Below are 25,705 nucleotides of genomic sequence, written 5' to 3'. Positions count from 1 at the left end.
CGATGCGCAGTTCACTACGGGGGGAGCAGAGCCGGCATGGCCGACGAACAGCAGCTTCGCGATTATCTCAAGGTCGTGACCGCCAAGCTTCGCAGTACCCGGACGGAACTGCAGATGCTGAGGCACGAGCCCATCGCCGTCGTCGGCATGGGCTGCCGCTATGCCGGCGGGGTCGACAGTCCCGAGGCGCTGTGGCGGCTGGTCGCGGACGGCATTGACGCGGTCGCCGGGTTCCCGGCCGACCGCGGCTGGGACGCCGCGGCGCTGTACGACTCGCCCGACCTTCCCGGTTCCACCACCCGTGAGGGCGGATTCCTGTACGAGGCGGCCGAGTTCGACGCCGCGTTCTTCGGGATCAGCCCGCGTGAGGCGTTGGCGATGGACCCGCAGCAGCGGCTGCTGCTGGAGACCTCCTGGGAGGCGGTCGAGCGCGCCGGCATCGATCCGTCCACGCTCCACGGGTCCCGCACCGGCGTGTTCACCGGCGTCTACTCCTCCGCTGCGGCCTACGGGAGCGACGGGGCACTGGACTTCGCAGACGCCACTGGCCACCTGCTCACCGGCACCGCCAACAGCGTGCTCTCCGGCCGGATCTCCTTCACCCTCGGCCTGGTCGGACCGGCTGTGACCGTGGACACCGCCTGCTCATCCTCCCTGGTGGCGCTGCACCTGGCGGTGCAGGCACTGCGCGCCAAGGAGTGCGACCTCGCCCTGGCGGGCGGCGCCACCCTGATGTCCTCGCCGGTGCTGTTCCGGGAGTTCTCCCGCCAGCAGGGCCTGGCCGCCGACGGCCGCTGCAAGCCCTTCTCGGCGGACGCCGATGGAACGGGCTGGGGCGAGGGTGCCGGCATGGTGGTCCTGGAGCGGCTGTCGGACGCCCGGCGCAACGACCACCCCGTCCTCGCGGTGATCAGCGGCAGCGCGGTCAACCAGGACGGAGCCTCCAACGGGCTGACCGCGCCCAACGGCAGCTCCCAGCGGGTCGTCATCCGGGCGGCCCTGGACAACGCGAAGCTGACGGCGGCCGACGTGGACGCCGTGGAGGCGCACGGAACGGGCACGCGGCTGGGCGATCCGATCGAGGCGCAGGCCCTGCTGGAGACCTACGGACAGGCGGCGGGACGCACGGACGACCGGCCGCTGTGGCTGGGGTCGGTGAAGTCCAACATCGGGCACACCCAGGCCGCGGCCGGTGTCGCGGGCGTCATCAAGATGGTGATGGCGCTGCACCACGGCGTGCTGCCCCGCACCTTGTACTCCGAGCAGCCCTCGGAGTACGTCGACTGGACCGCGGGCCGGATGCGGCTGCTGCAGCAGCCGGTGGACTGGCCCCGGCGCTCGGACGACGCCCCGCGGCGCGCCGCGGTCTCGGCGTTCGGCATCAGCGGCACCAACGCGCACCTGGTGCTGGAGGACGCGCCCGCGCCGCAGGCGCCGACCACGGAGCCGGCCGGTGACGAGGACGTCGAGACGTCCGCCCCGCCCGTCCTGCCCGGTGCGAGCGCCTGGGTGCTGTCCGGGCGGACGCCGCAGGCCGTGGCCGCGCAGGCCCGCAAGCTCTCCGCCCACCTCGCTACCCGGCCCGGGGCGGCGCCCGCCGAGGTCGCCTGGTCGCTCGCCACCACCCGCACCGCCTTCGAGCACCGCGCCGTGGTGCTGGACCCCACGTCGGCCGAGGGCCTGGCCGCGCTCGCCGCTGGGAAGCCCGCGGCGGACGTCGTGACGGGACAGACCCGGGCCGAGGGCGCCGGCCGAACGGTGTTCGTCTTCCCCGGTCAGGGCAGCCAGTGGGTCGGCATGGGGCGTGAGCTGGCGGAGGTCTCGCCGGTGTTCGCCGCGCGGCTCGCTGAGTGTGCTGATGCTCTGGCACCGTACGTGGACTGGCAGTTAAGCGACGTCCTGGCCGGTCGGCACGGTTTCGAGGCAGCCGATGTGGTGCAGCCGGCGCTGTGGGCGGTGATGGTGTCGCTGGCCGCGGTGTGGGAGGCGGCCGGTGTCGCGCCGGACGCGGTGGTGGGCCACTCCCAGGGCGAGATCGCCGCCGCCGTCGTCGCCGGGATCCTGTCCCTCGACGACGCGGCCAAAGTCGTCGCGCTGCGCAGCAGGATCCTGACGGCCCTCGCCGGGCGCGGCGGGATGATGGCCGTTGACAGCGCGGCCGACACCGTCCGCAGCTGGCTGGAGCCCTTCGGGGACCGCCTGTCGGTGGCGGCCGTCAACGGTCCGTCGGCCACGGTGGTCGCCGGGGACCAGGCCGCGCTGCAGGAGCTCGCCAAGCGCCACCCCGAGGTGCGCACCCGCGTCCTGCCGGTGGACTACGCCTCGCACAGCGCGCACGTCGAGGAACTGCGCGAGGGCATCACCGCCGCCCTGGAGGAGATCGAGCCCCGCGAGGCCCGCCTCCCGATGATCTCCGCGATGAACGGGCAGTGGCTCGTCGGGCCGGAACTCGACGCCGGCTACTGGTACGCCAGCCTGCGTGAAACGGTCGAGTTCGCCCGTGCCGTCCGCACGCTCGGCGACGACGGCCACGACACCTTCGTCGAAGTGTCCCCGCACCCCGTGCTGGCCATGGCTGTCGGCGACGAACTCGCGGACCGCGACCCCGTGGTCATCGGCACGCTGCGCCGCGACGACGGCGGGGACCGGCGGCTGCTCGCCTCCCTCGGCGAGGCGTACGTCCAGGGTGCTCCGGTGGACTGGACCACCGTCCTTCCCCGCGCCGAGCGGATCGAGCTGCCCACCTACGCCTTCCAGCGCAGCCGCTACTGGCCCCGCCGGACCGAGGCCGCGCCGACGGCGGTCGCCACCGACAGCGACGACGGCTGGCGCTACCGCACGGCCTGGGAGCCGTTCGACCTCGCCGCCCCCGCTCTGACCGGCACCTGGTTGGTCGTCACCCGGCAGGACACAGACCCTGCCGACCACGTCGCGGCCCTGACCGCGCACGGCGCCGAGACCGTCGTGCTGCGCACCGAGGCGGTGTTGCGCACCGAGCTCGCCGCCGAACTCACGGCCGCGCTCGCCGCGCTCCCCGGGACACCCGCGCAGCCGACCGGCGTGCTGTCGCTGCTCGCGCTGGACCCCCGCCCGCTGGCCGGCTCACCCGCCGTCCCGCACGGCACCGCCGCCACCCTGGCCCTGGTGCAGGCCCTTGGGGACGCCGCGATCGACGCCCCGCTCTGGGCACTCACCCGCAGCGCGGTGCGGGTCACCCCCGACGACACTCCGCCCGCGCCCGTCCAGGCGCAGGTCTGGGGACTGGGCCGGGTCGCCGCGCTGGAGCACCCCGACCGCTGGGGCGGACTGGTCGACCTGCCGGCCGCCGACGCCTGGGACGAGCGGGCCGCCGCCCGGCTCGCCGCCGTGCTCGCCGACGGCGCCGAGGACCAGGTGGCACTGCGTCGCGCCGGGGCTTTCGCCCGGCGGTTGGTCCACGCCCCCCGGACGGCCGCGGCCGGATCGGGCCGTGCCTGGTCCCCGCGCGGCACCGTGCTCGTCACCGGTGCCACCGGCTCCATCGGCCCGCACCTGACCACCTGGCTGGCCGAGCGCGGCGCCCAGCGCCTCGTCCTGCCCACCCGCTCGGGACCGGTCCCGGCGCTCGCGGCCCACGCCGCCGCCCTCGCCGAGGGCGGCACCGCCGTCGACGTCGTCGCCTGCGACCTCGCCGACCTCGCCGCGCTCGCCGCCCTGCTCGACCGGATCGCCGCCACCGGCCCGCGGCTGTCCACCGTGCTGCACGCGGCCAACGCCTTCCACCTCACCCGCCTCGACGACACCGACCTCGCGGGTCTGGAGGCCTCGCTGGCCGGCAAGGCGGCCGGTGCCGATCACCTCGACGAACTGGTCACCGACGCCGACGAGTTCATCCTCTTCTCGTCGATCGCCGCCGCCTGGGGCAGCGCCGAGCACGGCGCCTACGCCGCCGCCAACGCCCACCTCGACGCGCTCGCCGAGCGGCGCGCGGCACGTGGCGCCGGCGCGCTCTCGCTCGGCTGGGGCGTGTGGGACACCCGCGACTGGTCGGCGCCGGACGCCTTCGGCCCGAACGGCCCGGCCACCATCACCGGCGACGTCCTGCGCCGGCAGGGCACCCGTTTCCTGGAGCCGGGCCGCGCGCTGGACGTGCTCGGCCGGGTCCTCGCCGACGGAACCGGCGCCACCGAACCCTATCTCGCCCTGGCCGACATGGCCTGGGCCGACTTCGCGCCGGTCTTCACCGCGGCCCGCCGCAGCGCACTACTGGACCACATCCCCGCCGCCCGCCAGGCCTCCGATGGGGGCGCGGCCGCCACCGGGGCGTCCGCGGCTGCCGCCACAGAGGCGGACACCCCGGGGACCGACTTCACCCGCGCCCTGGGCGGCACCGCCGGCGTGCCCGAACGCGAGCGCCTGGCCACGGACCTGGTCCGCAGTCACGCCGCGGCCGTCCTCGGCCACCGTGACGCGGGCGACATAGCCGGCCACCGCGCCTTCCGCGACCTGGGCTTCGACTCGCTGACCGCCGTCGAGCTGCGCAAGCGGCTGGCCGCGGCCACCGGCCTGCGGCTGCCGTCCACGATCGTCTTCGACCACCCCACCCCGGCCTCGCTCGGCGCCCACCTCGCCGCGACGGCCCTCGGCACCGGCACCGACGCCCCCGCGCGGGCCCCGGGCACCACGGTGTCCGACGCAGACGAGCCGCTCGCCATCGTCGGCATCGGCTGCCGCTTCCCCGGCGGGGTCACCACCCCGGACCAGTACTGGAGTCTGCTCGCCTCCGGCGCCGACGTGATCGGGGGCTTGCCCACCGACCGCGGCTGGGACCCCGACCTCTACGACCCCGACCCCACCCGCCAGGGCAAGTCCGTCACCTACCGCGGCGGCTTCCTCTACGACGCCCCCGGGTTCGACGCCGCCTTCTTCGGCATCAACCCGCGCGAGGCCCTCGCCATGGACCCCCAGCAGCGACTGCTGCTGGAGACCTCCTGGGAGGCCCTGGAGCGGGCCGGCATCGCCCCCGAGTCGCTGCGTGGCACCCCCGTCGGCGTCTTCGCCGGCGCCACCCTGACCGGTTACGGCGCCGGACTGGCCGACGGGGACCCGGCGGCCGAGGGCTACCTGGTCACCGGGCACTCCAGCAGCATCATCTCCGGCCGCGTCGCCTACGTCCTCGGCCTGGAGGGCCCCGCCCTCACCATCGACACCGCCTGCTCCTCCGGCCTGGTCGCCCTGCACCTGGCGGGTCAGGCACTGCGCGCCGGCGAGTGCGAACTCGCCCTGGTCGGCGGCGTGATGGTGATGTCCACCCCCAGCCAACTGGTCGGCTTCTCCCGGCAGCGCGGCCTGGCGGCCGACGGCCGGTGCAAGCCCTTCGCGGCCGCCGCCGACGGCATGGGCCTGTCCGAGGGCGCCGCGACCATCGCTGTCGAACGGCTCTCCGACGCCCGGCGCCTCGGCCACCCCGTCCTGGCGGTCGTGCGGGGCACCGCCGTCAACCAGGACGGCGCCTCCAACGGCCTGACCGCGCCCAGCGGGCTCTCCCAGCAGCGGGTGATCCGGGCAGCCCTGGAGGCCTCGGGCCTGATGCCGGGCCAGGTCGACGCGGTGGAGGCGCACGGCACCGGAACCCCCCTCGGCGATCCCGTCGAGGCCCACGCCCTGCTGGCCACCTACGGCCAGGACCGGCCGGCGGACCGTCCGCTGTGGCTCGGCTCCGCCAAGTCCAACATCGGCCACACCCAGACCGCCGCCGGCCTCGCCGGGCTCATCAAGATGGTGCTCGGGATGCGGCACGGGACGCTGCCGCGCACCCTGCACGCCGACGAGCCCTCCCGGGAGATCGACTGGGAGTCCGGTGCGGTCCGGCTGCTGACCGAGCAGCGGCCCTGGACGACCCCGCACGACGCGCCGCGGCGCGCCGGCGTCTCCGCCTTCGGAATGAGCGGCACCAACGTGCACGTCCTCATCGAGCAGGCCCCCGAGCAACTCCCCGCCGCCGTGGACGCGGCGCGGGACGAACCGGCGGCGCCCGCCGGAGCGGCGCTGCTCACCGCCGGCACAGGCGTCACCGCCTGGCCGGTCACCGCTCGCGGCCGGGACGCCCTGGCCGCCCAGGCCGGGCGCCTGCACGCGTACGCCCTCGCTGCCGACACGCCGCCGCTCGGCGACGTGGCCTGGTCACTCGCCACCACCCGTAGCCCCTTCGAGCACCGCGCCGTGGTCGTCGGCTCCGACCGCGCCGCACTCACCGGGGGCCTGGCCGTCGTGATGGCCGGCGAGGCCGCCGACCACGTCCTCGTCGGTGAGAGTGCCGCCCGCGAGGGCCGGACGGTGTTCGTCTTCCCCGGCCAGGGTAGCCAGTGGGAGGGGATGGGCCGGCGGCTGTCGGCCCAGTCGCCGGTGTTCGCGGCCCGCTTCGCCGAGTGCGCGCAGGCCCTGCGCCCTTACGTCGACTGGGACCCGCACGCCGTGCTCGCCGGCGCGCCGGGCGCCCCCGCGCCCGACGGGGCCGCCGTGATGCAGCCGCTGCTGTGGGCCGTGATGGTCTCGCTGGCCGCGGTGTGGGAGGCGGCTGGTGTCACGCCGGACGCGGTGGTGGGCCACTCCCAGGGCGAGATCGCGGCGGCCACCGTCGCCGGCGCGCTGACCCTGGACGACGCCGCCCGTGTCGTCGCCGTCCGCGCCGCCGCGCTGACCGGTCTGCGCGTCCAGGGCGGCATGCTCTCGGTGGTGCTGCCCGTCGAGCTGGTGCGCGAACTCCTGGAACCCTTCGGCGACCGGCTCGCCGTGGCAGCCGTCAACGCCCCCGCCGCGACCGTCGTCTCCGGCGAGCCGGACGCGCTCGTCGAGTTCGAACGGGTGTTGCGCAAGCGCAAGGCGATGCGCTGGCGGGTGCCGGTCACGGACTTCGTGGCGCACTCGCGGCTGTGCGAGCCGCTGGAGGACGCGCTGCCGCAGTTGCTGGCCGGCATCCGGCCGCGCCCCGCCGGCGTCCCGCTGTTCTCCACCGTCCACGGACGCGTGGTGGACGGCGAGGAGCTGGGACCGCAGTACTGGTACGCCAACGTCCGGAACACCGTCCGCTTCGGCGAGGCAGTCGAAGCCCTCGCGGCCACCGGCCACCGGACCTTCGTCGAGGTCTCCGCGCATCCGGTGCTGCTGCCCGCCGTCCAGGAGGTGCTGGCCGGGCGCGGCGACCTGCCCGACCCGCTGGTGATCGATACGGTGCGCCGTGACGACGACGGCGCCGAGCGGCTGCTGCGCTCCCTCGGCACCGCGTACGTCCACGGTCTGCCGGTCGACTGGACCGCCGTGCTGCCCACCTCCGCGGCCCCGCGGTGCGTCGAACTGCCCACGTACGCCTTCCAGCACCGCCGCTTCTGGCCGGACGTCCGCCCGGCGGCGGCCGCGGCCACAGCCCAGGGCCCCGCCGCCGACCCCACCGACGACTGGCGGTTCGTCGCCGAGTGGGTCCACGCCCCCGAGCCCGCCCCCGCCCTGCTCACCGGCACCTGGCTGGTGTTCACGCCTGCCGGACACTCCGTACACCCGAGCGCCGCGTCCCTCGCCGACCGCGGCGCCCGGACCGTCACCGTCGAGCTGGATACCGCCGACGCCGACCGCGGCGACTACGCGCGGCGGATCACCGCCGCGCTGGACGGCGCCCGGCCCGCCGGCGTGCTCTCCCTGCTGGCTCTCGACACCGGCTCGCTCGCTGCCCACCCCACCGTGGCCCGCGGCCTCGCCGCCACCCTGGCCCTGGTCCAGGCCCTCGGTGACGCCACCGTCGGTGCCCCGCTGTGGGTCCTGACCGCCGGCGCCGTCACCACCGATCCCGGCACCGGCGCCGCCGACCCCCGGCAGGCGCCCGTCTGGGCCCTCGGGCGGACCGTTGCCGCCGAACACCCCGACCGCTGGGGCGGGCTGGTCGACCTGCCCGGGACATGGGACGAGCGGGCTGCCGCCCGCCTGGCCGCCGTCCTCGCCGCCCGCGACGAGAACGAGGTCGCGTTGCGCACCGACGGCCTGCGCCCGCGCCGCCTCGCCCACGCCCCCAAGCCGCCCCGCCCCGCCGACCGGCGGCCGCTCGTCCCCCGCGGCACCGTCCTCGTCACCGGCGGCACCGGCCACATCGGTGGCCACGTCGCCCGCTGGCTCGCCCACGAGCGCGGCGCCCGCCGCCTCGTCCTGACCAGCCGCTCCGGCCCCGCCGCCGCCGGCACCGCGACCCTCGCCGCCGAACTCGCCGCCGCCGGCGCCGCCGTGGACGTCCTTGCCTGCGACACCGCCGAGCGCCCCGCGCTCGCCGCAGTGCTCGACCGGATCGCCGCCACCGGGCCGGAGCTGTCCGTCGTGCTGCACGCCGCCGGTGCCCTGGACGACGGCGTCCTGGACCGGCTGGACGCCGCCCGCCTGGCCCACACCTTCGACGGCAAGGCCGGCGGAGCCGCCCACCTGGACGAGTTGACCGCCCACCTGGAACTCGACGCCTTCGTCCTCTGCTCCTCCATCTCCGCCACCTTCGGCAACGGCGGTCAGGGCAACTACGCCGCGGCCAACGCCTACCTGGACGCCCTCGCCGAGCAGCGCCGCTCCCGCGGCCTGCCCGCCACCTCGTTGGCCTGGGGTCCGTGGGCGGGCGGCGGTGTCGGCGAGGCCAGCGAAGGCGCCCGCCGACGGCTCGCCCGCAACAAGTGGGAAGTCCTGATGGAGCCCGAGGACGCCGTCCGCGCTCTCGCCGCCGCCGTCGAGGACCAGGATCCGCGACTGGCCGTGCTGTCGCTGATGGCCGTCGACTTCGCCGCGATGGCCACCGCCCGCGGCCCCGAACAGCTGCGCCGCGCCCCGCTGATGCGCGACATGCCCGAGATCCGGGCCGCCGACGCGGCCGGGTCCGCCGGGTCCGCCGACGCGGCGCCGCTCGCCGCCGACTCGGAGCACCTGCTGGCCGCCCGGCTGGCCGCGTCGACCTCCGCCGAAGCGCAGGACCGGCTGCTCTGCGACCTGATCCGGGAGGAGGCGGCCACCGTGATGGGGTACGCCTCTGCCGCGGACATCGAGCCCGGGCGCGCCTTCAGCGAACTCGGCCTGGACTCCCTCACTTCGGTCGAACTGCGCAACCGGCTCAGCACCGCCGCCGGCCTGCCGCTGCCCGCCACCCTGCTGTACGACCACCCGGACCCGCAGGTGCTCGCCGCGCACCTGCGTGCCCGACTGGTCGACGGCGGAGCGGTCGCCGCCGCCCCGGCCGCTCCACGCGCCGCCGCACCGGACCTCGCCGACCCGGTCGCGATCGTCGCCATGGGCTGCCGCCTGCCCGGCGGCATCCACACCCCCGAGCAGCTGTGGCAGCTGCTCGACTCCGGCCGGGACGCCATCACCGGCCTGCCCACCGACCGCGGCTGGGACCTGGCCGCCCTCTACGACCCCGCAGCCGACCGGCCCGGCACCCTCTACGCCCGCGAAGGCGGCTTCCTGCACGAGGCCGCCGAGTTCGACGCCGGGTTCTTCGGTATCAGCCCGCGCGAAGCGGTCGCCATGGACCCGCAGCAGCGGCTGCTGCTGGAGGTCGTGTGGGAGACCCTGGAACGCGGCGGCATCGACCCCACCGGCCTGCGCGGCAGCCGTACCGGGGTGTTCGTCGGCGGCTTCGGCTCCGGCTACGACCACCTCATCGCGGGTGCCGCCGACCAGGCCGGCCACCGCCAGGAGGGCCAGGCCATGATCGGCGTCGCCACCAGCGTGCTGTCCGGCCGGGTCTCCTATCTCCTCGGCCTGGAGGGCCCCGCCTTCACCGTCGACACGGCCTGCTCCTCGTCCCTGGTCGCCCTGCACTCCGCCGCCCAGGCACTGCGGGCCGGCGAGTGCGACCTCGCCCTGGTCGGCGGCGTCACCGTGATGCCCACCCCGCGCGACCTGGTCGGCTTCTCCCAGCAGCGCGGCCTGGCGGCCGACGGCCGGTGCAAGGCCTTCGGGACCGGCGCCGACGGCATGGGCATGGCCGAAGGCGTCGGCGTCCTCGCGGTCGAACGGCTCTCCGACGCCCACCGCAACGGCCACCGGGTGCTGGCCCTGGTCCGCGGCAGCGCCGTCAACCAGGACGGCGCGTCCAACGGGCTCACCGCCCCCAGCGGCCCCTCCCAGCAGCGGGTGATCCGCGCCGCGCTGGCCAGCGCCGGACTCGCCCCCGCCGACGTGGACGCCGTCGAGGCGCACGGCACCGGCACCGAACTGGGCGACCCGATCGAGGCCCAGGCCCTGCTCGCGACCTACGGCCAGGACCGGCCCGCGGACCGGCCGCTGTGGCTGGGCTCGGTCAAGTCCAACATCGGCCACACCCAGGCCGCCGCCGGCATCGCCGGGATCATGAAGGTCGTCCTGGCCCTGCGGCACGGGCAGCTGCCGCGCACGCTGCACGCCGACACCCCGTCCTCCCACGTCGACTGGTCGGCCGGCCACGTCGCTCTGCTGCATCGGTCCGTCGACTGGGCGCCGGACGGCGAGCGGCCCCGCCGAGCGGGCGTCTCCAGCTTCGGCGTCAGCGGCACCAACGCCCACGTCATCATCGAGGAACCGCCCGCCCGCCCCGAACCCGGGACGGTGGAGGCCGGCCCCGCGCCGGTGCTGTCCGGCGGACCGGTCGCCTGGCCGGTCGGCGCCCGCGATCCGCGTGCCCTCGCCGCCCAGGCGGGCCGACTGCGCGAGTTCGCGCTGGCCCGCCCCGAGCTGCCGGTCGGCGACACGGCCTGGTCCCTCGCCACCACACGCCCGGCGCTGGAGCACCGCGCCGTGGTCGTGGGCGCGGACCACGCCGAACTGCTGCCCGCCCTCGCGGCGGTGGCCGCCGGACAGTCCGCGGCCGATGCGGTCACCGGCTCCGTCGCGCCCGGCGGCGCCGGCCGCACCGTGTTCGTCTTCCCCGGCCACGGCAGCCAGTGGATCGGCATGGGCCGTGAACTCGCCGAGGACTCACCGGTCTTCCGCGAGCGGCTCGCCGAGTGCGCGCGCGCCCTCGCGCCGTACGTCGACTGGGACCTCGCGGACGTCCTGGCCGGCCGGCACGACTTCCTCGCCGCCGACGTGCTCCAGCCCGCTGTGTGGGCGGTCTCGGTGTCGCTGGCCGCGGTCTGGCAGGCCGCGGGCGTCGTCCCGGACGCCGTCGTCGGCCACTCGCTGGGCGAGATCGCCGCAGCGACCGTCGCCGGCGCCCTCACCCTCGCCGACGGCGCGAAGGTCGCCGCCCTGCGCAGCCGAGCCTTGCGGACCCTGGACGGACGCGGCGGCATGCTGTCCGTCGCCGAACCGGCCGACACGGTGCGCGAACGGCTCACCGGCTTCGAGAGCAGGCTCTCGCTCGCCACCGTCAACAGCCCCCGGTCCTGCGTGGTCTCCGGCGACCCCGACGCGCTCGACGCGTTCGCGGCCGCCTGCCCGCCCACCTGCCGCACCACCCGGGTCCCGATCGCCTACGCCTCGCACAGCCCCCAGGTCGAGGAACTGCGGGAGGAGATCCTCGCCGCGCTCGCGGACATCGAGCCCCGCGCGGCCGTCGTCCCGCTGGTCTCCGCGTACACCGGGCAGTGGCAGGACGGTCGGGAACTCGACGCCCACTACTGGTACGCGAGCCTGCGCGGCACCGTCGAGTTCGAACAGGCCGTACGAACCCTCGGCGACAGCGGGCACCGGATGTTCGTCGAGGTGTCCGGGCACCCCGCGCTGACCGGCGCCGTCCGGGACACCCTCGGCGAGGCGGCGGTCGTCACCGGCACGCTGCGGCGCCTGGACGGCGGCGCCCGACGCCTGCTCACCTCGCTCGCCACCGCGTACGTGGCCGGCGCACCCGTCGACTGGGCGGCCGTGCACGGCCCCGGCCACCTCGTCGAACTGCCCACCTACGCCTTCCAGCGCAGCCGCTACTGGCCCGAACCGGCCCGGCCCGCCGCCCCCGCGCCCGACGACGCGCTGACCGGCCTGCGCTACCGGATCACCTGGACCCGGGTCGCCGAGCGCCCCGCAGCGCCGGAACTGACCGGCACCTGGCTGCTGGTCGGCGCGGATGCCGACCCGGAGACCGCCCGGAACGTCGCCCGGGCCCTGGCCGAGCACGGCGCCGCCGACGTCCGCACCCTGCCGGACGCCGACCGCGCCGCCCTCGCCGCCCACCCGGCCCCCGCCGGCGTGGTCTCCCTACTCGCCCTGGACGAGTCCCCGGACCAGGGGCACCCGACCATGACCCGGGGCGTGGCCGCCACCCTCGACCTCATCCAGCACCTCGGCGCCGGCGCTCCCGGCACCCCGCTGTGGGTGCTCACCTCCGGCGCCGTGGCCACCGGCCCCGGCGAGAGCGGCAGCCCCCTCCAGGCCCAGGTCTGGGGACTGGGCCGGGTCACCGGCCTCGAACACCCCGGGCACTGGGGCGGACTGGTCGACCTGCCGCCCGCCGACGCCTGGGACGACCGCACCGGCACCCGGCTCGCCGCCCTGCTGTCAGGCGCCGTCGCCGAGGACCAGACGGCCCTGCGCCCGCAGGGCATCCTGGCCCGCCGCCTGGTGCGAGCGGCCGCGGCCGCCGCCACCCCCAGGCCCGGGCGCGGCACCGTCCTGGTCACCGGCGGCACCAGCGCCATCGGCGCCGAGGTCGGCCGCTGGCTCGCCGGGCGCGGCGCCGAACGCGTCGTCCTCGCCGCCGGCGAGCCGCTGACCGCCGACGTCGCCCGGCTCGCCGCCGACGTCGCCGCCTCGGGCGCCGCCCTGTCCATCGCCGCCTGCGACACCACCCGGCGCGCCGAACTCGGCGGCCTGCTGCGGCAGATCACCGCCGACGGCGGCCCCGCCCTGCGCGGCGTCGTGCACGCCGTCGGCGCCGGACAGGCCACCGCCGTCGCCGACACCACCGCGGAGGAACTCGCCGCCGTCGCCGGCGCCCGGTCGGCCGGCGCCCGCTGGCTCGACGAACTGACCGCCGACCTCGACCTGGACGACTTCGTCCTGTTCTCCTCCGTCGCCGCGACCTGGGGCAGCGCCCTGGTACCCGGCTACGCCATGGGCAGCGCCTTCGTCGACGCCCTCGCCGAGCAGCGCCGCGCCCGCGGACAGGTCGCCACCTCGGTCGCCTGGGGCCCCTGGGCCGACGGCGGCGCCACCGCGCAGTCCTCCGTCCGGCACGGCCTGGGCGTCCTGGACCCGGGCACCGCCGTCCGGGCGCTCGGCCAGGCGATGGACGGGCGCGACGCGCTCGTCACCATCGCCGACGTGGACTGGCGGACCTTCGCGCCCGCCTTCACCCTGCACCGCCCGAGCCCGCTGCTCGCCGACCTGCCGGAAGCGGCCGCCCCGGCGGACCAACCGGCCGGCCCGGCCGACGGCGGCGCGGCACCCGAGTTCGCCCGCACCGTCCTCGCCCTGCCCGCCGCCCGCCGGCCGGCCGCGGTGACGGACCTGGTGCGCGCCCAGGCGGCCCTGGTGCTGTCGCACGGGAGCACTGCCGACATCGACGCCGAACGGGCCTTCCGGGACCTCGGCTTCGACTCCCTGACCGCCATCGAACTGCGCGACCGGATCGCCGCAGCCACCGGCGTCACCCTGCCCTCCACCGTCGTCTTCGAGTACCCGACGTCCTCCGCCCTCGCCGCGCACCTGCTGCGCGAGCTCGGCGCCGGCCCGGACTCCGTGCGCACCGAACTCGACCGGCTGGACGCCTCGTTGTCGGGCCTGCTGGACCGGCTCGGCGAGGACGGCGTCGGGGCGGACGAGGACGACGAGGCGGTCGCGGCGCAGCTCGCCGCGCTGAGCGCCAAGTGGCAACGGCTCCAGCGCCGCGCCGGCGGCCCCACCGGCAGTGGCGGCAACGGCGCCGGCCCCGCTGCCGGCCAGGACGTCTCCGAGCGCCTCGCCGCCGCGGACGACGACGAGGTCTTCGACCTCCTGGGCAAGGAGTTCGGCATCGAATGACCGTACCGCTGACCCTCCCCCGGGCCGCCCGAGCGCTGCCCAGACCGAGTACCCACAGCCCGAGCACCCCGAGGTGGAACGCGTGAGCGAGGACAAGCTCCGGTACTTCCTGAAGCGCGTCACGGCCGAGCTGCACGAGAGCCGCGAGCGCGTCCGCGAGTTGGAGACCGTGACCGGCGAACCCGTCGCCGTCGTCGGCATGGCGTGCCGCTACCCGGGCGGCGTGCGCACGCCGGACGAGCTCTGGAATCTGGTCGCCACCGGTACCGACGCGGTCGGCGACTTCCCCACCGACCGCGGCTGGGACCCGGACGAGGCGGCCGCCCACGGCTACGAGACCCGCGGCGGCTTCCTTCCCGACGCGGCCGAGTTCGACCCCGGCTTCTTCGGGATCAGCCCGCGCGAGGCTCTCGCGATGGACCCGCAGCAGCGCATCGTGATGGAGATCGCCTGGGAAGCACTGGAGCACGCCGGACTGGACCCGCGCACCCTGCGCGGCTCGCACACCGGCGTGTTCGTCGGCGCCAGCGCGTCGGGCTACGACTGGTACGCACGCGAGCACGGCCACGACGAGGGCCACCTGGTCACCGGCAGCGCGATCAGCGTGCTCTCCGGCCGGGTTTCCTACACCCTGGGCCTGAACGGGCCCGCCGTGACCGTCGACACGGCCTGCTCCTCCTCGCTGGCCGCCGTCCACCTGGCGGCCCGCTCGCTGCGCTCGGGCGAGTGCTCGCTCGCCCTCGCCGGCGGCGTGATGGTGATGTCCACCCCGGTGATGTTCGCCGACTTCGCCCGCCAGCAGGGCCTCGCCTCCGACGGACGCTGCAAGCCGTTCTCGGAGGACGCCGACGGTACGGGTTGGGGCGAGGGCGCCGGACTCGTCCTGCTGGAACGGTTGTCGGACGCCCGCCGCAACGGCCACCGCGTCCTGGCGGTCATTCGCGGCAGCGCGATGAACCAGGACGGCGCGTCGAACGGCCTGACGGCGCCCAGCGCGCCCGCGCAGCGCCGGGTCATCCGGGCCGCCCTCGCCGACGCCCGCCTGACCGCGTCCGAGGTGGACGCGGTCGAGGCGCACGGGACGGGCACGGAGCTGGGCGATCCGATCGAGGCCGGCGCGCTGCTGGCCACCTACGGACAGGGCCGCGACGAGGACCGGCCGCTGTGGCTCGGCTCGCTGAAGTCCAACATCGGCCACGCGCAGCAGGCCGCCGGCGTCGGCGGCGTGATGAAAATGGTGCTCGCCCTGCGGCACGGCACCCTGCCCAGGACCCTGCACGCCGGGGAGCCGTCCTCGCACGTCGACTGGGCCTCGGGGAACGTCCGGCTGCTCCAGGAACCGGTGGAGTGGCCGGCGGGCGAGCGGGTGCGCCGGGCCGGCGTCTCGGCGTTCGGCGCGAGCGGGACGAACGTCCACGTGATCCTGGAGGAGGCGCCCGCGCCCGCGGCCGGGGAGCCGACGGCGGAGGACGAGCGCCCGTCGCCCGTCCTGTCGACGGCGGCGTCGGCCTGGGTGGTGTCGGGCCGCAGCGCGACCGCGCTGGCCGGGCAGGCGGGTCGGCTGCGTGAACACGTGGTGGCGCGGCCGGAGTTGTCCGTCGGCGATGTGGCGTGGTCGCTCGCGGCGACGCGTTCGGTGTTCGAGCAGCGTGCGGTCGTGCTGGGCGGCGAGCGCAGTGAGCTCGCGGCGGGTCTGGCGGCGGTGGCGACGGGTCAGCCGGCGGCGGGTGTGGTGACGGGGTCGGTGGCTCCTGGTGGGGTGGGGCGGACGGTGTTCGTCTTCCCGGGGCAGGGGAGTCAGTGGGTCGGGATGGGGCGCGAGCTGGCGGAGGCCTCGCCGGTGTTCGCGGCGCGGCTGGCGGAGTGTGCTGCGGCTCTGGCGCCTCACGTGGATTGGCAGTTGGACGATGTGCTGGCGGGCCGGCATGGTTTCGAGGCCGCGGATGTGGTGCAGCCGGCGCTGTGGGCGGTGATGGTGTCGCTGGCCGCTGTGTGGGAGGCGGCCGGTGTCGCGCCGGATGCGGTGGTGGGTCACTCGCAGGGTGAGATCGCCGCTGCCGCCGTCGCGGGGATTCTCTCCCTGGACGATGCCGCGAAGGTGGTGGCTCTGCGGAGCAAGACCCTTAAGGCGCTGGCCGGTCGTGGCGGGATGCTGTCGATCGCGGAGCCGGTGGACGGCGTCCGCGCGCGGCTCGCCCCGTACGGCTCCCGGTTGTCGGTGGCGGCGGTGAACGGTCCGTCGGCGACGGTCGTTTCCGGTGACGCGGATGCGCTGCGTGAACTCGCGGACTCGTGTGGGGAGTCATTGCGTGCCCGGATGATTCCGGTGGACTACGCGTCCCACAGTGCCCACGTGGACGAGCTGCGCGAGGAGATCCTTTCGGTTCTCCAGGGCATCGCGCCGACCGAGGCCCGCATCCCGATGGTGTCGGCGCTGACGGGCGCGTGGCTGTCGGGTCCGGAGCTGGACCCGGCGTACTGGTACGCGTCGCTGCGCGAGACGGTGGAGTTCGACCGCGCCGTGCGCATTCTCGCCGATGCGGGGTACGGGGTGTTCCTGGAGGTGTCGCCGCATCCGGTGCTGACCCCGGCGATCACCGACAGCCTGGAGGAGCGCTCCCCGGTCGTCGTGGGCACCCTGCGACGCGACGAGGGCGGCGTGCAGCGTCTGCTGACCTCGCTCGCCGAGGCCTACGTCCAGGGCGCTCCCGTCGACTGGGCGTCGGTGCTCGGCCGCGGGACGGCGGTTGAGCTGCCGACCTACGCGTTCCAACGCCAGCGGTACTGGCCCGCGTCCCCGGCCCGGCCGGCGGGCGCTGCGGGCGTCGACGACTGGCGCTACCGGATCCGCTGGCAACCCGCGGACGCGGACCCGACCGCCGTACCGGCCCTGTCCGGCACCTGGCTGGTCGTCGGTGAGGGAGACGTGGCCGACGCGTGCGCCCGCACGCTGGCTGACCACGGCGCGCACGTCGTCCGCACCGGCGTCGAGACGCTCGACCAGGTGATCACCGGCAGCGTGGCCGGCGTGGTGTCCCTGCTGGCGCTGGAGGAGGGCCACGACCCGGCGTACCCGTGGATCCCGCGCGGCACCGCCTCGACGGTCGACCTCGTCCAGGCACTGCGCCGGACCGGCGTCGACGCCCCGCTGTGGCTGCTGACCCGGGGCGCGGTGCAGACCGGGCCGGACGAGGTGACGACCGCTCCCGTGCAGACCCAGCTGTGGGGCATGGGCCGGGTCATCGGCATGGAACTCCCGGACCGCTGGGGAGGGCTGGTCGATCTCCCGCCGGAGTTCGACGCGCGGACCGGCGCCCGCCTCGTCGCGGTCCTCGCGGACCGCACGGAGGACCAGATCGCCCTGCGCGCCTCCGGCACGCTCGCCCGCCGCCTGGTGCGGGCCGAGCCGCGGCCGGCCGGCCGTGCCCCCTGGCGGGCGCGCGGCACCGTCCTGCTGACCGGCGGCACCGGCTCGATCGGGGCCTGCGTCGCACGCTGGCTCGCCGAGCGGGACACCCCGCGCGTCGTGCTGACGAGCCGTTCCGGCCCGTCAGCGGAGGGGGCGGTGGAACTCGCGGCCGCGATGGCGGCCGCCGGGACGGCTGTCGACATCGTCAGCTGCGACACCGGCGTCCGTCGGGACGTCACCGACCTCGTCGCCCGGATCGAGGCCACCGGACCGGGCCTGTCCACGGTCCTGCACTCGGCCAACACCGGCTACCTGGCCCGGGTCGAGGACACCACCAGGGAGGGCTTGGCGGCGGCCCTCAGCGCGAAGGCCGCCGGGGCCACCTACTTGGACGAGGCGACGGCCGCGCTGGACGTGGACGAGTTCGTGCTGTTCTCCTCGATCTCGGCGACCTGGGGGAGCAACGACCACGGCCCGTACGCGGCGGGGAACGCCTTCCTGGACGGCCTGGCCGAGGACCGCCGGGCCCGGGGCCTGCCGGGCACCTCGATTGCCTGGGGCGTCTGGGACTCCCGGGACTGGGACGCGGTCGATGACCTGATGGACCACAGCCCCGGCCGGGTGACGCCCCGACGGCTCCGCCGGCAGGGGATGAACTTCCTCCAGACCGAACGGGCGCTGACGGCGCTGGACCAGACCCTCGCGGACGACGAGACCTTCATCGCGCTCGCCGACGTGACGTGGGAGAAGTTCGCGCCGGTGTTCCGCGCGGCGCGCCCGCGCCCGCTGCTGGACGCCATCCCCGAGGCCCGGGAGCAGGAGGACCGGGGTCCGGCCGCCGCTGGGTCGGACCGGCCGGCCGAGGCCACCGGCGGACTCTTCCGCGCCCTCGTCGGCCTGACCGCGACCGAGCGCCGCCGTGCGGTCGTGGAGCTGGTCCGCGCGCATGCTGCCGCCGTCCTCGGCCACGGCTCTGCGGTCGAGGTCCCGACCACGCGCGCCTTCCGGGAGCTGGGCTTCGACTCGCTGACCGCCGTCGAACTGCGCAACCGGCTCAACGGCGCCACGGGCGTCCGTCTGCCGGCCACCGTAGTGTTCGACCACCCCAACCCGGCCGCCCTGGCCGAGGAGATCCTCTCCCGGCTCTTCGGAGCCGGGACCGGCCCGGTGACCACCGTGGTCGCGGCCCCGGCCGAACCGGTCGCGATCGTCGGCATGGCCTGCCGCTACCCCGGCGGGATCCGGACTCCCGAGGACCTCTGGACCCTCCTGGCCGAACACGGGGACGCGATCGGCGGTTTCCCGACCGACCGCGGTTGGAACACCGAGGGCCTGTTCGACCCGGACCCGGACGCCGAGGGCAAGACCTACGTCGCCGAGGGCGGATTCCTGACCGGCGCCGGGGAGTTCGATGCGGGGTTCTTCGGGATCAGCCCGCGTGAGGCGCTGGCGATGGATCCGCAGCAGCGGCTGCTGCTGGAGACGTCCTGGGAGGCCGTCGAGCGCGCGGGGATCGACCCGAAGTCGCTGCACGGCTCCGCGACCGGCGTCTTCGTCGGCGCGGCCCGGTCGAGCTACCTCGGCGTGGTGGAGGAGACCGCCGGCTCCGAAGGGCACCGCATGACCGGCACGGCGATGAGTGTGCTGTCCGGCCGGATCTCGTACGCGCTGGGCCTGGTGGGCCCGGCGATGACGGTGGACACGGCGTGCTCCTCCTCGCTGGTCGCGCTGCACCAGGCGGTGCAGTCGCTGCGGTCGGGCGAGTGCTCGGTCGCCCTGGCGGGCGGTGTGACGGTGATGGCCGACCCGAGTGAGTTCGTCGGCTTCTCGCGGCTGCGGGCCCTGTCGCCGAACGGCCGCTGCAAGGCCTTCGGCGAGGGCGCGGACGGCATGGGCATGGGCGAGGGCGTCGGCATCGTGGTGCTCGAACGCCTTTCGGACGCCCGCCGCAACGGGCACCGGGTGCTCGGCGTGGTGCGCGGAAGCGCGATCAACCAGGACGGCGCCTCCAACGGCCTCACGGCCCCCAACGGCCCCTCGCAGCAGCGGGTGATCCGTGCGGCGTTGGCCAACGCCCGGATCTCGGCGGTGGATGTGGACGTGGTCGAGGCGCACGGGACGGGTACGGAGTTGGGTGACCCGATCGAGGCGGGCGCGCTGCTGGCGACGTACGGCCAGGAGCGGTTCGAGGACCGGCCGTTGTGGCTGGGGTCGGTGAAGTCGAACATCGGGCACGCGCAGCAGGCCGCGGGTGTGGCCGGTGTGATCAAGATGGTGATGGCACTGCGGCACGAGGTGCTGCCGAAGACCCTGCACGCGGACGAGCCGTCCTCGCACGTCGATTGGGAGACGGGCAACGTCCGTCTGCTGCAGGAGGCGGTGGAGTGGCCGGTGGGCGAGCGGGTGCGCCGGGCGGGCGTGTCGGCGTTCGGGATCAGCGGCACCAACGCGCACGTGATCATCGAAGAGGCCCCGGCCGACCCGCAGGCCGTCCCCGACGACGACTCCGAGGACCGTGCGCCGGTCCTGGCGCGTCCCCTCCCCGCCTGGGTGCTGTCCGGCCGCGACGGGCAGACGCTCACTGGTCAGGCGGGCCGGTTGTACGAGCACGTAGCGGCACGGCCGGAGCTGCCGGTCGGTGACGTCGGGTGGTCGCTGGCCACCACGAGGTCGGCCTTCGAGCAGCGCGCGGTGGTGCTGGGCACGGATCGGGACGAACTGCTGGCGGGGCTTTCGGCCGTCGCCGCGGGACAGCCCGCGCCCGGCGTGGTGACCGGGTCGGTGGCGGCCGCTGGTGTGGGGCGGACGGTGTTCGTCTTCCCCGGTCAGGGGAGCCAGTGGGTCGGCATGGGGCGCGAGCTGGCGGAGGCCTCGCCGGTGTTCGCCGCCCGGCTGGCGGAGTGTGCTGCGGCTCTGGCGCCTCACGTGGACTGGCAGTTGGACGATGTGCTGGCGGGCCGCCATGGTTTTGAGGCCGCGGATGTGGTGCAGCCGGCGCTGTGGGCGGTGATGGTGTCGCTGGCCGCGGTGTGGGAGGCGGCCGGTGTCGCTCCGGACGCCGTGGTCGGTCACTCGCAGGGTGAGATCGCCGCCGCGGCGGTGGCCGGGATTCTTTCCCTGGACGATGCCGCGAAGGTGGTGGCTCTGCGGAGCAGGACCCTGAAGGCCCTTGCCGGTCGCGGTGGGATGCTGTCGATCGCGGAGCCGGTGGACGGTGTCCGCGCCCGGATCGCCCCGTACGGTTCCCGACTTTCCGTCGCGGCCGTGAACGGCCCGTCGGCGACGGTCGTCTCCGGTGACGCCGACGCGCTGCGCGAACTCGCCGAGTCGTGCGGGGATTCGCCCCGCGCCCGGATGATCCCGGTGGACTACGCCTCCCACAGCGCCCACGTGGACGAGCTGCGCGAGGAGATCCTCGCCGTCCTCCAGGGCATCACGCCGACCGAGGCCCGCATCCCCATGGTCTCCGCCATGACGGGCGCGTGGCTGTCGGGCCCGGAGCTGGACCCGGCGTACTGGTACGCGTCCCTGCGCGAGACCGTCGAGTTCGACCGCGCCGTGCGCATCCTCGCCGACGCGGGCCACGAGGCGTACGTCGAGGTCTCCCCGCACCCGGTGCTCACCCCGGCGATCACCGACGCCTTCACGGACCGGACTGCGGCCGTGGTCGGCACCCTGCGCAGGGAGGACGGCGGCGCCGAGCGTCTCCTGGTCTCGCTCGCCGAGGCGTACGTCCGGGGTATGCCCGTCGCCTGGACCGCCGTCCTCGGCGGCCGCGGCACGACCGTGGACCTACCCACCTACGCCTTCCGGCGGGACCGGTTCTGGCCGGAGCCCGCGGAGGGCCCGACCGCACCGGTCACCGCGGGCACGCCCGCCGAGGCGGGCTTCTGGAACGCCGTCGAGCGCGGTGACGCCGCCGCTCTCGCCGACCTGCTCGGTGTCGACCCGGGCGATCCGGCCCTCGGCGCGCTCACCGACTGGCGCCACCGCGAACGCGCCGAGTCGGCCGTCGCCGGCTGGCGCTACCGCATCGCCTGGTCGGCCCTGCCCGACCGCGACACCGCGCCGACCGGCACCTGGCTGCTCGTCGGCTCCGCACCGGACGTCGCCGACGCCCTCACGGCCGCCGGCGCCCGGGTCCTCACAGTGCCCGGCGATGGCCTCGACACCACCGACCGCGAGGCGCTCGCCGCCGCGCTGCCGACCGGTGTCGACGACCTCTCCGGCATCGTCTCCGCCCTCGCTCTCGACGACGAGGCGGCCTCGCCGCTCGACGCCCACCCCGGCGTCCCGCGCGCCCTGGCCGCCACCCTGGCCCTGGCGCAGGCCGTCGCCGACCGGCGCCGGGACGGGGACGACGCGCCCGCCGCCCCGCTGTGGGTGCTGACCAGGGGCGCGACCGCCGCCACCGACGGCGAGCCGGTCGGCCCGCCCGTCCACGCCCAGATCTGGGCCCTCGGCCGGACGGCCGCCCTCGCCCACCCCGACCTGTGGGGCGGCCTGATCGACCTGCCGCAGCGTCCCGAGGACACCGGCCCCGCCCTGCGGCGCCTGCCCGCCGTCCTCACGGATGGCGACGGCGAGGACCAGGTGGCGCTGCGCCCGTCCGGCGCGTACGGACGACGCCTGGTGCGCGTCGCGCAGCCGCAGGCCCCGGCGAACGGCGCCGCGTGGACCCCGCGCGGCACGGTCCTGGTCACCGGCGGGACGGGCGCCATCGGCGAGCACGTCGCACGCTGGCTCGCCGGCCGCGGCGCGCGGCGCGTCGTGCTGACCGGCCGGCGCGGCCCGGCCACCGAGGGCGTCGCCGCCCGCGCCGCCGAACTGGCCGCCCGCGGCACCGACGTCGACGTCGTCGCCTGCGACGTCGCCGAGCGCGCCGAGGTCGCCGCCCTGCTGGCCCGGATCGAGGCCACCGGCGGCCCGGCCCTGTCCACGGTGCTGCACACCGCGGGCGTCGGCCAGGGCGGCACCGTCGGCGAGACCACCGCGGCCGGGCTGGCCGAGGTGTGCGCCCCCAAGGCGGACGGCGCCCGCTGGCTGGACGAGCTGACCGCCGACCGCGGCCTCGACGACTTCGTGCTGTTCTCCTCCGGCGCGGCCGTCTGGGGCGGTAGCGACCAGGCCGGCTACGCCGCCGCAAACGGCTACCTCGACGGCCTCGCCGCCGAACGCCGCGCCGCCGGCCGCCCCGCCACCACGCTCTCCTGGGGCCTGTGGGGCGGCGGCGGCATGGGCGGCGGCAGCGTGACCACCCGGCTGACCCGCTACGGCGTCCGGGCCATGGCACCCGAACTCGCCGTCCTCGCCCTTGGCCAGGCCCTGGACGCGGGGGAGGACGCCGTCACCGTCGCGGACATCGACTGGCCGGTGTTCGGCCCGACGTTCACCCTGCGCCGTCCCAGCCGCCTCCTCGCCGACCTGCCGGACGCCGGGACCCGACCGGAGTCCGCGGACTCCGGCACCGGCGGCGACGGACAGGACGGCACCCGCCTGTCCGACCAGCTCGCCGGCCTGCCCCACGCGGAGCAGCTGCGCCGACTCGTGGAGATCGTCTGCGACCAGGCCGCCGCCGTGCTCGGTCACACCGCCGGGGCGCTGCCCAAGGGCCGACCGTTCCGCCAACTCGGCTTCGACTCCGTGATGGCCGTCGACCTGCGCAACCGGATCACCGACACCACCGGGCGGCGGCTGCCCGCCACCCTCGTCTTCGACCACCCGACCCCCGCCGAACTCGCCGAGTACCTGCACGGCGAACTCGGCCTGCGAGCCCCGTCCGCCGACGACACCCGGGCCGCCCCCGGCACCGACCCGGTGCTCGACGGGCTCGACCGCTTGGAGGCCGCGCTCGCGGCGGTGCCCGGCGGCAGCGGCGCCCGACGCGACGTGACCCTGCGGCTGAGGAACGTGCTCTCCCGCTGGCTGGGCGACACCGAGCAACCACGGCAGGACGAGCAGGAGCAGCAGACGCTGGCCGGGCGACTGGACGACGCCGACGCCGGCGAGGTCCTGGACTTCATCAACAAGGAATTGGGGCTTTCGTGATGACCGGTGGTGCGCAGGCGGCGGGCGGCGACAGCCAGCTGCTCGACACTCTGAAGAAGCTCGCCGCCGACCTGTATCGGACCCGCGAGCGCGTCAAGGAACTGGAAGCCGGCGAGCGCGAGCCGATCGCCGTCGTCGGCCTCGGCTGCCGCTACGCCGGGGGGATCACCGGTCCCGACCGGTTCTGGGACCTGGTCGCCGCAGGGACGGACGCCATGGGCGGCTTCCCCACCGACCGCGGCTGGGCGGAGTGGGAGCGCGCCTACGGCAACCCGGACGCGCGCGCCGGTGAGGAGTACGCCCGGGTCGGCGGATTCCTCTACGACGTGGCCGACTTCGACCCCGGGTTCTTCGGGATCAGCCCGCGCGAGGCCCTGGCGATGGACCCGCAGCAGCGGATCCTGCTGGAGACGGCCTGGGAGGCGGTCGAGCGGGCCGGCATCGACCCGATGTCGCTGAAGGGCTCCGACACGGGCGTGTTCGTCGGCGCCAGCGGCACCGCTTACGGCTCGGGCGTGGGCGGCAACGGCAGCGGCGCCGAGGGCTACAAGATGACCGGCGGTCTGACCGCCGTCGTCTCCGGACGCATCTCCTACACGCTGGGCCTGACCGGCCCGGCCGTGACGATCGACACCGCCTGCTCGTCCTCGCTCGTGGCACTGCACCTGGCGGTGCGCTCGCTGCGGTCGGGCGAGTGCTCCCTGGCCCTGGCGGGCGGTGTCGAGGTGCTGGTCATGCCCGACGCGTACATCGAGTTCTCCCAGCAGGGCGGCATGGCCGCGGACGGCCGGTGCAAGTCCTTCGCCGCCGAGGCCGACGGCATCGGCTGGGGCGAGGGCGCCGGCATCATCGCGCTGGAACGGCTCTCGGACGCCCGCCGCAACGGCCACCAGGTGCTCGGTGTGATCCGTGGCAGCGCCGTCAACCAGGACGGCGCCTCCAACGGCATCACCGCCCCCAACGGGCCCTCGCAGTACCGCGTCATCCACTCGGCGCTGGCCGACGCCGGCCTGACCACGGCCGACGTGGACGTGGTCGAGGCGCACGGGACGGGCACGACGCTGGGTGACCCGATCGAGGCGCAGGCGCTGCTGGCGACCTACGGGCAGGCCGAGGACCGTGCCGCCGACCGGCCGCTCTGGCTGGGCTCGGTGAAGTCCAACATCGGCCACTCCGGCTGCGCGAGCGGCGTCGCCGGTGTGATCAAGATGGTCCTGGCGCTGCAGCACGGAGTGCTGCCGAAGACCCTCTTCGCCGAGAACCCGTCGCCGCACGTGGACTGGGCCTCGGGGAACGTCCGGCTGCTGCAGGAGGCGGTGGAGTGGCCGGCGGGCGAGCGGGTGCGCCGGGCCGGCGTGTCCGCGTTCGGCGTCAGCGGCACCAACGCGCACCTGATCCTGGAGGAGGCACCGGCGGGCTCGGGCCGTCCGGAGGTCGTGGCGGGCGCCGCGCCGCGCATCCTGTCCGGCGAGGGGCTTCCCGCATGGGTGGTGTCGGGGCAGAGCGTCGCGGCGCTGGCGGGTCAGGCGGCCCGGCTGCGTGAACATGTGGTGGCGCGACCGGAGTTGTCGGTGGGAGACGTCGCGTGGTCGCTGGCCACGACGCGGTCGGCGCTGGAGCACCGGGCCGTCGTGCTCGGCGCGGACCGGGACGGACTCGCGTCGGGACTGACGGCTGTCGCCGCGGGGCAGCCCGCGCCCGGCGTGGTCACGGGCTCGGTGGCGGCCGCTGGTGTGGGGCGGACGGTGTTCGTCTTCCCCGGTCAGGGGAGTCAGTGGGTCGGGATGGGGCGCGAGCTGGCGGAGTCGTCGCCGGTGTTCGCGGCGAGGTTGGCGGAGTGTGCTGAGGCCCTGGCGCCTTATGTGGATTGGCAGTTGGACGATGTCCTGGCGGGCCGGCATGGTTTCGAGGCCGCTGATGTGGTGCAGCCGGCGCTGTGGGCGGTGATGGTGTCGCTCGCGGCGGTGTGGGAGGCGGCGGGTGTCGCTCCGGACGCGGTGGTGGGTCACTCACAGGGTGAGATCGCCGCCGCGGCGGTGGCCGGGATTCTTTCCCTGGACGATGCCGCGAAGGTGGTGGCTCTGCGGAGCAAGACCCTGAAGGCCCTTGCCGGTCGCGGTGGGATGCTGTCGATCGCGGAGCCGGTGGACGGTGTCCGCGCCCGGATCGCCCCGTACGGTTCCCGGTTGTCGGTTGCGGCGGTGAACGGTCCGTCGGCGACGGTCGTCTCCGGTGACGCGGACGCGCTGCGGGAACTGGCGGAGGCCTGTGGGGATTCGCCGCGTGCTCGGATGATTCCGGTGGACTACGCGT

General features: G+C 75.7%; 3 protein-coding genes (1 of these 3 only partly in view). All 3 read left to right on the top strand.

The features are described from left to right. The first annotated feature begins 36 nt into the window (after window positions 1-36). Window positions 37-13,935, top strand: a complete 13,899-nt coding sequence (locus ACZ5GH_RS06410; RefSeq protein WP_464333683.1) for an SDR family NAD(P)-dependent oxidoreductase — start codon at window positions 37-39, stop codon at window positions 13,933-13,935. Between the two features lie 82 nt (window positions 13,936-14,017). After that, window positions 14,018-23,392: a type I polyketide synthase gene (locus tag ACZ5GH_RS06405; protein ID WP_464333682.1), complete on the top strand. Its 9,375-nt coding sequence runs from the start codon at window positions 14,018-14,020 to the stop codon at window positions 23,390-23,392. Further along, window positions 23,392-25,705, top strand: partial view of a type I polyketide synthase gene (locus ACZ5GH_RS06400; RefSeq protein ID WP_464333681.1) — the beginning only. The gene runs 15,965 nt beyond the window's last position; only the first 2,314 of its 18,279 coding nucleotides appear in the window; its start codon is at window positions 23,392-23,394; its stop codon lies off the right edge, out of view. The genes ACZ5GH_RS06405 and ACZ5GH_RS06400 overlap by 1 nt, the downstream gene beginning before the upstream one ends.

Source organism: Kitasatospora sp. Xyl93 (genome assembly GCF_055383135.1).
This window is presented reverse-complemented; position numbering and strand designations above follow the sequence as displayed.

What these genes read in the sequence shown, in the direction of transcription:
- ACZ5GH_RS06410 (WP_464333683.1), top strand. Translation starts at nt 37, where the DNA reads ATGGCCGACGAACAGCAGCTTCGCGATTATCTCAAGGTCGTGACCGCC.